General features: G+C 38.2%; 9 protein-coding genes. 1 reads left to right on the top strand and 8 read right to left on the bottom strand.

Annotation, left to right across the window (positions count from 1 at the left end; genetic code table 11):
* Positions 1-317 (bottom strand): citrate/2-methylcitrate synthase (locus AC1DRF_RS05545; RefSeq protein WP_477740410.1); only part of this gene is annotated, 317 nt, incomplete at its 3' end.
* 360 nt (positions 318-677) lie between these two features.
* Positions 678-1,139 (bottom strand): DUF441 domain-containing protein, encoded by a 462-nt coding sequence (locus AC1DRF_RS05540; protein ID WP_013059446.1) that lies wholly within the window; start codon positions 1,137-1,139, stop codon positions 678-680.
* A gap of 113 nt (positions 1,140-1,252) precedes the next feature.
* Here AC1DRF_RS05540 and ytvI point away from each other — a divergent pair, with 113 nt between their 5' ends.
* Positions 1,253-2,362: a sporulation integral membrane protein YtvI gene (gene ytvI, locus AC1DRF_RS05535; RefSeq protein WP_477740409.1), complete on the top strand. Its 1,110-nt coding sequence runs from the start codon at positions 1,253-1,255 to the stop codon at positions 2,360-2,362.
* A 39-nt stretch (positions 2,363-2,401) separates the two neighbouring features.
* Here the strand turns inward: ytvI and AC1DRF_RS05530 are convergent, their stop codons facing one another.
* The 6 genes from AC1DRF_RS05530 to ystJ all read right to left on the bottom strand — a co-directional run bounded on the left by AC1DRF_RS05530 (position 2,402) and on the right by ystJ (position 9,111).
* Entirely contained in the window at positions 2,402-2,794 is a 393-nt protein-coding gene (locus tag AC1DRF_RS05530) for an FxsA family protein (RefSeq protein ID WP_025750656.1), read from the bottom strand.
* A gap of 79 nt (positions 2,795-2,873) precedes the next feature.
* Positions 2,874-4,634 (bottom strand): pyruvate kinase, encoded by a 1,761-nt coding sequence (pyk, locus tag AC1DRF_RS05525; RefSeq protein WP_013059449.1) that lies wholly within the window; start codon positions 4,632-4,634, stop codon positions 2,874-2,876.
* Between the two features lie 485 nt (positions 4,635-5,119).
* Entirely contained in the window at positions 5,120-6,097 is a 978-nt protein-coding gene (accA, locus tag AC1DRF_RS05520; RefSeq protein WP_013059450.1) for an acetyl-CoA carboxylase carboxyl transferase subunit alpha, read from the bottom strand.
* Positions 6,091-6,972 (bottom strand): acetyl-CoA carboxylase, carboxyltransferase subunit beta, encoded by an 882-nt coding sequence (gene accD, locus AC1DRF_RS05515; RefSeq protein ID WP_043976000.1) that lies wholly within the window; start codon positions 6,970-6,972, stop codon positions 6,091-6,093. Before accD ends, accA begins: the two co-directional genes overlap by 7 nt.
* 227 nt (positions 6,973-7,199) lie before the next feature.
* On the bottom strand, positions 7,200-7,802 hold the full coding sequence (locus AC1DRF_RS05510; RefSeq protein WP_016765715.1) for a FadR/GntR family transcriptional regulator: 603 nt from the start codon (positions 7,800-7,802) through the stop codon (positions 7,200-7,202).
* A 79-nt stretch (positions 7,803-7,881) separates the two neighbouring features.
* Entirely contained in the window at positions 7,882-9,111 is a 1,230-nt protein-coding gene (ystJ, locus tag AC1DRF_RS05505) for an NADP-dependent malic enzyme (RefSeq protein ID WP_013059453.1), read from the bottom strand.
* Between the last annotated feature and the right edge of the window lie 30 nt (positions 9,112-9,141).

The following is a 9,141-nucleotide window of genomic DNA, read 5'->3' as shown; positions in this document are numbered from 1 at the left end:
GGATCGTACAACCCCAATAGTGATACGACTGTTCTTAAAGCTGCCATTGGATGAACATCTTTAATTGGATAAGTTTTGAAATGCTCTAAGACTTCTTGGGGTAATTTAGCGTTTTCTGCTAGTAATCTAGAAAACACAGATAATTCTTCTTTGTTAGGTAATTTTCCGTGCCATAGTAAATACACCACTTCTTCAAATGTTGCATAATTCGCTAAATCATCAATATTGTAGCCTTGATATGTTAAAGTGTCATCAATAATTGAACTTACTGCTGACGTTGTAGCGACTACCCCTTCTAGACCTCGAGTTGCTGTCATAAATCTCCACTCCTTTACAGAAAAAATTCCCCATACCTTTCTGTGTAAAACGTGAAAAACAAAATTGAGCCTCTGCTCAACTAGACATTAAATGATATACGAAGTGCCTCTTTTGAATATATATCTTGGAAGAACATTCCTTCACCCCACGTAAAGAAAATGCTTACATTTCCATTTGTTTCAATAACACACAAAATCAAAACATCTGCATGTGTCATTGCTTTGTTACAGCCCTATAGGTAAAACATACAATTGTATGTAAAAAGATGCGGCCTCAAAATATATTATAAACAATTATCTGACTTTTGTGAATCAAAAGAGAGAAGAAATTTTAAAAAAATTATTATTATACAAAAATTTCTACGAAAAAAGTTCAGTTAATTTCATAAATAAATAAGCGATTCCAGCACCGATTAACGGACCTACTGCTACCCCTTGAAACAGCGCCACAGCAAGAATTGTGCCAAAAACTAAAGCGGTCGTAATATGCGGATCATCTTCCAAGAGTGTAAGTCCATATTTGGCAATAATTGCTACAGCAATTCCGGCTCCTAGAGCAATCCAGGCATAAGAAGATTTCACGGCCTCTCCTAATTGTTTGAATCCTATGTCTCCTGTTGCAATTGGCACAAGAACGGCAATTGTAATAACCGTTACGCCAATATTAATTCCTTTTGATTGTAGAAACGGAAAAACCTTACCGTCTAACCCGATTAATTTTAAAATAAGTAAAAATGCAACTGCAATGATTAATGATTGATTTTTAGCCACTAATCCAATTACGAGTAAAACAGCTAAAAAAAGCATGGGTTGTGAGAACATTTTACTCATCCTTTCTTTTTTTATTGTGATAAATCTAAAGCGTATTACGTAAATATTTTATGAGTAGCTTTTTCTTTTGTTGACTATCGTTTACAAGGAGGCCTCTATTTATTGTGTACAAGCTTCATTTACATCGACTATTTCGCTTAGCTTGTGTATTGGCAATTATTGCAGCATCTATATTTCTTAGTTATTATGTCTCTTCTCTCAYATATCCATTTATTATCGCCTGCTGCATCGCTTTTTTTATAAATCCTATGGTTAATCTATTTGAATTGAAGCTGCGCTTACCCCGCTACTTAGCTGTTTTACTGTCAATGGTTCTGATCTTCTCTCTTTTGGCTGGACTTATTACGTTACTTATCACAGAAATCATTGCAGGAAGTACGTATTTAGCGAAAGTTGTTCCCACAAATTTCAAAGAAGTGGTCATATTTATTGAAAATATTGCTACAGAACAAATACTTCCTTTTTATGAACGCATTACTTCTATGTTTAATAACTTAAATACCGGTCAGCAAGCAACTATTTTATCGAACATTAAAGGGGTAGGCAACCATATCGCTCAAACGGTGGGCGATTTTCTCYAAAATGTATTGCAAAGCATCCCAGTACTTTTATCCGTACTGCCTAATGCAGCTACTGTGATTATTTTTTCATTACTGGCTACTTTTTTTATTAGTAAAGATTGGTACAAGCTGATGGCTAAAAGCAGCGTGTTTATTCCTAAAAAAGTAAGGGAAAATGGACAGACAGTGGGTGTAGAGCTTAAAAATGCACTGTTTGGTTTTATTAAAGCTCAGCTTACGCTTATTTCGATTACCACAATTATCGTTCTTTTTGGTTTACTTGTTCTTAGGGTTGATTATGCTATTACAGTCGCTTTATTGATTGGCTTAGTAGATATTCTTCCTTACCTCGGAACAGGACTGGTTTTTGTTCCTTGGATGATTTATGCCTTTGCCACACATAACGTGTCATTTGCTGTAGGGCTTTCGGTACTATATGCTGTAGTACTTGTGCAGCGACAAATTATGGAACCAAAAATTTTATCATCAAGCATTGGTCTTGATCCTCTCGCTACATTAATTTCTTTATTTGTAGGATATCAATTGATTGGATTTTTCGGATTAATAGTTGGCCCTGTGATTCTTGTTATTCTAAAAACACTTCATACAACGGGAGTTTTTAAAGAAACGTGGCAATTTATTATAGGAAAATGAAAAAGTGTGTGAAAGAAGCTTCTTTCACACACTTTCTAGTTAACGAATAATCGTCATTCGATTACGTCCTTGAAAAAATCTTCTTAGCCACGTTAAAAGAAAAGGCTTAACGATTCTGCGTGTAAACGGCAGTAAAAAGATAAAGCCCACAACATCTGTCAAGAAGCCTGGAAACAGCAGAAACAGTCCACCAAATAGTACACACATGCCATCAAGGATTTCACCGCTTGGAACATGTCCCTGGCTCATCTGACGCTGTGCCTTTTGAAAAAGAGATGTTCCTTGTTTTTTCGCTAGAAACGCACCAATAAAACTGGTAGCAATAATCAGTAAAAATGTTGACATTACACCAATGAGATGACTTGAATAAATCAAAATCATTACCTCAACAGCAGGTACAATAAGAAGGAGCGGAAGGAGCTTCCTCACCATCATCACCTCTTCGCTTATTGAATTGCCTAAACAAAAAGAGAAGGATTCCCCTTCTCTTTTTTCTATCATCTACGTATTCTTACAGTACGCTTGCGTGTCCGTTGTATACGACACCACGTGAAGCATCAACTGTAATATCTTGATCTTCTGAGAATACGCTTGTTGCATTTTCTACGCCTACAATGACAGGAATGCTTAAGTTTAACCCTACTACAGCTGCATGGCTTGTTAGACCGCCTTCTTCTGTAATAAGAGCTCCTGCTTTTTCGATTGCACTGATCATATCGCGATCTGTGCTGTTTGTAACAAGGATAGCACCTTCAGTCATTTTTGCATTTGCTTCTTCAGCAGTTTTAGCAATAACTACTTTACCAACTGCTGCTTTACGACCAATTCCTTGTCCTTTAGCAAGAACGTCACCTACAACTTGAACTTTCATTAAGTTCGTTGCACCTGATTCTCCAACTGGAACACCAGCTGTAATAACCACTAAGTCGCCGTGTGCTACAACGCCTGTTTTTACTGCGTCATTTACAGCGTGATCTAACATATCGTCAATCGTATTTACGCGCTCACCAACAACTGGTGTAACACCCCATACTAGAGACAGACGACGTGCAACAGAATCGTTTGCTGCAACAGCTACGATTGGAGATTGCGGACGATATTTAGAAACGATTTTCGCTGTATAACCACTTTCTGTTGGCGCTACGATTGCACTAGCGTTTAAGTTAAGCGCTGTGTGTACAACAGATTGTCCAATTGCATCTGTAATAGATGGGCCAACTTGCTTGCTGCGCTGTTGTAAAATCTCAGAGTAGTTTAGAGCTTGCTCAGCACGAGAAGCGATTGAATGCATTGTTTGTACAGCTTCAACTGGGTAAGAACCTGCAGCTGTTTCACCAGATAACATAATTGCATCTGTACCATCAAAGATAGCATTGGCAACGTCACTTGCTTCCGCACGAGTCGGGCGCGGGTTGCGTTGCATTGAATCAAGCATTTGTGTAGCTGTAATAACTGGTTTACCAAGCGCATTACATTGTTTGATTAGATCTTTTTGTACTAATGGTACTTCTTCAGCAGGAATTTCTACTCCTAAGTCACCACGAGCAACCATTAAACCGTCTGAAACTTCAAGAATTTCCTTGATGTTATCTACGCCTTCTTGGTTTTCGATTTTTGAGATGATTTGAATGTGAGCTGCATTGTGTTTTTCTAGTAGTTCACGAATTTCTAATACATCAGATGCGCGACGCACAAAAGAAGCAGCAATAAAATCAATGCCTTGTTCGATACCAAATACAATATCGCTTGCATCTTTTTCAGTGATACCAGGAAGGTTTACACTTACGTTTGGCACGTTCACACCTTTTTTATTTTTTAATGTACCAGGGTTAAGTACTTTTGTTTTAATTTCACCATCAGTTTTATTGATGTCTAGTACTTCAAGACCGATTAAACCGTCATCTAAAAGGATTTTTGATCCTACGTGTACGTCATCGATTAGACCTGGATATGTAATTGAGAATTTTTCAGTTGTTCCCACTACTTCTGTCATAGAAACAATGATTTCAGAGCCTTCTTCTAACTCAATTGCACCATTTTCCATTGTGTTTGTACGAATTTCAGGTCCTTTTGTATCAAGTAAGATACCTACTGTTTTACCTGTTTGTTTCGCAGCTTCACGAATGTTAACAATACGTGCACCGTGCTCTTCAAAGTCACCGTGAGAGAAGTTTAGACGACAAACGTTTAAGCCTGAGTTAATTAGTTCAACTAATTTTTCTACACTTTCACTCGCTGGTCCAATAGTACATACAATTTTAGTTTTACGCATTCAAATTTCCTCCTATATATTTACTATTTACTCCTTAGATAGGGCAAATAGCTATTTCTTTTACTAACCTTGTACTAGCAGGCTGTGAACAAATATTTTGTTGCCCTGACTTGTTCACCTTGCTTTACGTGTAACTTATGAAATACCTATGTAGCGCTGAATCAAATAGCAAACACAAACACATACACAGCACTTTAACGATGAATTTCTTCATCGTTTGCTTCTTGTTTTACTATTCCCTGCAATTCATACAGCAATACTTGCTGCCTGATTTGTCTTATATATCTCACGTTTTAGAGAAAAGACAAACGCTAGCACAGCTGCTAATAACCATAGGAAATTTTTTAAAAACACTCTTTTTCTACTTTTACTTAAAGGTTTTTGCTGTCTATAAAATACCACGAAGAACTTGTAAACACAATAGAGAAGGGCTATACAAACCGCACAAAAACGCGCACCCTTATTTTTCAAGAGTGCACGTTTCTTTATTTTATAGTAATGGCATCGTTTTCAGCTGCAAATTGTCCGATTTTTTTGTATTTTAAATAACGCTCTTCCACTAGCTCTTCTTTTGATAAATTCATCAGCTCTTTTAATGATTTCTTGATAATGCCCTCCATGTATCCAGCTTGTGCATCGATATCTCGGTGAGCTCCGCCTTTTACCTCTGAAACCATTTCATCTACAATGCCCAGTTCTTTCAAATCTGGTGCTGTAATCTTCATCGTTTCAGCAGCTTTTTTCGCAAGAGAAGAATCTTTCCAAAGAATGGCTGCCGCTCCTTCTGGAGAAATAACTGAATACGTCGAGTTCTCAAGCATATGAAGGTGATTTCCTAAACCTAATGCCAAGGCTCCCCCGCTTCCTCCTTCTCCAATTACAATGCAAATAACAGGTACAGTTAAGCCAGCCATTTCGAAAAGGTTTTTCGCAATAGCTTCGCTTTGTCCGCGCTCTTCTGCCGCTTTTCCTGGATAAGCTCCTTTTGTATCAATAAAGCAAATAATTGGACGGTTAAATTTCTCCGCTTGCTTCATTAGACGCAGTGCTTTACGGTAGCCTTCAGGATGAGGCATACCAAAATTACGGCGAATATTTTCTTTCGTATCTTTACCTCTCTGATGTCCAATCACGGTAACAGGCACGCCATTAAACTTGGCAATTCCTCCTACGATTGCTTCATCATCTCCATAAAAGCGATCTCCATGACACTCTAAAAAGTTTGTAAACAAGCGAGAAATATAATCGAGTGTTGTAGGACGCTCAGGATGACGAGCAATTTGAACACGGTTCCATGGGCTTAGATGATTGTAAATATCGTTTTCTACTTTTTCTAAGCGATTTTCTAACTTATCAATTTCGCTAGATAAATCCACTTCTGTATTTTTAGCAAACTCTTTAAGCTCTGCAATCTTGTTTCGCAACTCAACAATTGGACGTTCAAATTCTAATTCGCTTACCACTCGATGTCACCTCCTGCTACGTGTATATCTAAAATAGTTGTTAACGTTTCTTTTAAATCATGACGGTTAATAACTCCGTCTAGCTGACCATGCTTCAACAGAAATTCCGACGTCTGAAAATCTTCTGGAAGCTCTTCTCTAATTGTTTGTTCAATAATACGTCTTCCAGCAAAGCCAATTAACGCGCCCGGCTCGGCTAAATTATAATCACCTAACGAAGCAAAGCTTGCTGACACGCCTCCTGTAGTAGGATGTGTCATAATCGAAATGATTAAGCCGCCTTCATCACTGAACATTTTAAGAGCTGCGCTAGTTTTAGCCATTTGCATCAAGCTCAGAACACCTTCTTGCATACGTGCACCGCCTGAAGCTGTGAAAATAAGGAATGGAACATGCATTTCCTTCGCTTTTTCAATGGCGCGAGTAATTTTCTCGCCGACTACAGAACCCATGCTTCCCATACGGAAGTGTGAATCCATAACAGCAACTACTACTTTAATGCCCTCAATATCTCCTTCACCCGTAACAATCGCTTCACTTAAATTAGTTTTCTCACGATCTTTTTCGAGCTTTTCAAGATAATCAGGGAACCCAAGAGGATTTTCTGACGTCATATCTTTGTCGTATTCAACAAACGTTCCGCTGTCGATTAAGCTCTCGATACGCTCTGGTGCTGTCATTTGGTGATGATATCCACAGTTTAAGCATACTTTTAAGTTTTTATTTAACTCTTTCGTATACATTATTTTTTTACACTTTTTACACTTGGTCATAATTCCTTCAGGTACATCTTGTCTCATATGCTCAGAAGGAATCGTAGCATATTTTCGTTTTTTTGGAGTTTTTGTGTTTTTTGTAAATAAATCTCGTAACAAGGTGTAACCTCCTTTTGGTTCTTCTCTTTATCATAAGAACCTTTATTCTTCCTCTTCTTCTACTATTTACAAGTTGTGAAAATCCGCCTCAAATACAAATCAAGTGACGGATAGACAAAAATTGGACGAATTGTTCGCTTCACTTTATTAGTTGCTATTTACTTTACTAGATGACTGTTTGATTTTGTGTAGAAAGATGGCATGTCTCTTTCGACAAATTCCTTCTTTCACACTTGTTTGTAGCACTGATGGTGAAGATTTAATACAGCTGCTTCATCTTTTTTAGCTAACGCCTCTACTAATTCACTTATCAGAATGTCGCTTGGCGCTGAGTTTTGTTGAAAAGTTTGAGAAAAACGGCAAATAATCAGCCAGATTCGGTGTAATAGCCGATTAGGCTGCAAAGAAAACAAATAGTCAAACAAGTTCTTCAAACAATCGTCATTCTGCTTTTGAATTGCTTTCGAAACATTGATTTCGTCCTGTTCCGCTAAAACAAAATACAAACAGCTCTTTTCAAGAATATATCTAGTCTGAATTAAGTCTGATTTTGTTTTACCGTCTTGTACTAAAAAAGTAGCTAATAAATCAATAAATTGATGATCCCCTACTTCTTTAATAAACGTACCTTCACCTCTTCTAGTTTCAATCAACCCAATTAGCTCTAACGCTCTGAGCGCTTCTCGAACGGAAGAACGTCCTGCGCCTAACCGTTCAGAAAGCTCTCGTTCTGACGGGATTTTATCCCCCGTAGTTAAACGATCGTCTTCCATTAGCTGGCGAATTTGTTTTAAAATTTCTACATATACTTTTGAACGTTCATTCTTCAAGTTTACTACCACTCACTTTACATTACTTTAACAGGCATGCTTGAAGCATCATGCCTGTCAAAGAACAGTTGATGTAACCTTATTCAATAATCGCTAAGCGACGTGTGTTTTCAGCTACGGCTTCTGGCTTTACCTTTATTCGGGCAACGCCTGTTTCCATAGCTGCTTTTGCAACAGCGGCGGCTACTGCCGGAGCCACTCGTGCATCAAATGGACCTGGAATCACATAGTCTGTATTCAAGTCCTCTTCCGTAATCAAATTAGCAATGGCCTCAACTGCAGCCATTTTCATTTTTTCATTAATATGAGTAGCACGTACATCTAGTGCACCTCTGAATATCCCCGGAAACGCTAAGACATTGTTCACTTGATTAGGAAAATCAGAACGTCCGGTGCCGATTACTTTCGCGCCAGCTTTTTTAGCTTCTTCTGGCATAATTTCAGGCACCGGATTTGCCATTGCAAAAATGATTGGGTCTGGATTCATCTTTCCAATCATCTCCGGTGTGAGTGCTCCTTCAACCGAAACTCCAATAAATACGTCAGCTTCTTCTAAGGCATCAGCTAACGTACCTTCTACTTTGCTTCGATTTGTATAGGCTGCAACTTCATCTTTTATACGGTTCATGCCGTGAGGACGCTTGTCATAAATCGTTCCTTTGGAATCACACATAATGATATCGCGCACTCCATAGCTGTATAATAATTTAATAATAGCAATGCCAGCAGCTCCTGCTCCATTCGCTACCACTTTGATTTGTGACATTTTTCTTCCCGTCAGCTTCAGGGCATTAAGAAGGCCCGCTACCGTAACAATAGCCGTCCCATGCTGATCATCATGAAAAACCGGGATATTTGTTTCCTTTTTCAACCGCTCTTCAATTTCAAAACAGTTAGGAGCCGCAATATCTTCTAAATTAACGCCTCCAAAAGTAGGTTCTAGTAATTTAACAGTTTCTATAATTTTGTCCACATCTGTCGTGTTTAAACAAATTGGGAATGCATCTACGCCGGCAAAACTTTTAAAAAGGACAGCTTTCCCTTCCATTACTGGCAGAGCAGCTTCAGGACCTATGTTGCCTAAGCCCAATACGGCAGTGCCATCAGATACAACAGCTACCATATTTCCTTTCATCGTATATTCATATACATTGTTTACATCATCATATATTTCTTTGCAAGGTTCTGCTACACCAGGGGAATAAGCAAGGCTTAAATCCTCTGCGTTTCGAACAGGAATTTTGGACTTTGATTCTAGTTTACCTTTGTTAATGCGGTGCATATGCAATGCTTCTTCACGTAAAGACAATGAATTTCACTCCCAATAAACAAAATGATA

Source organism: Priestia sp. P5_B4 (assembly GCF_056400385.1).
This window is presented reverse-complemented; position numbering and strand designations above follow the sequence as displayed.

Bases quoted from the DNA above. Each gene is read 5' to 3' on its own strand.
- AC1DRF_RS05540 (WP_013059446.1), bottom strand. From the start codon at position 1,139: ATGTTCTCACAACCCATGCTTTTTTTAGCTGTTTTACTCGTAATTGGA.
- AC1DRF_RS05530 (WP_025750656.1), bottom strand. From the start codon at position 2,794: ATGGTGAGGAAGCTCCTTCCGCTCCTTCTTATTGTACCTGCTGTTGAG.
- pyk (WP_013059449.1), bottom strand. From the start codon at position 4,634: ATGCGTAAAACTAAAATTGTATGTACTATTGGACCAGCGAGTGAAAGT.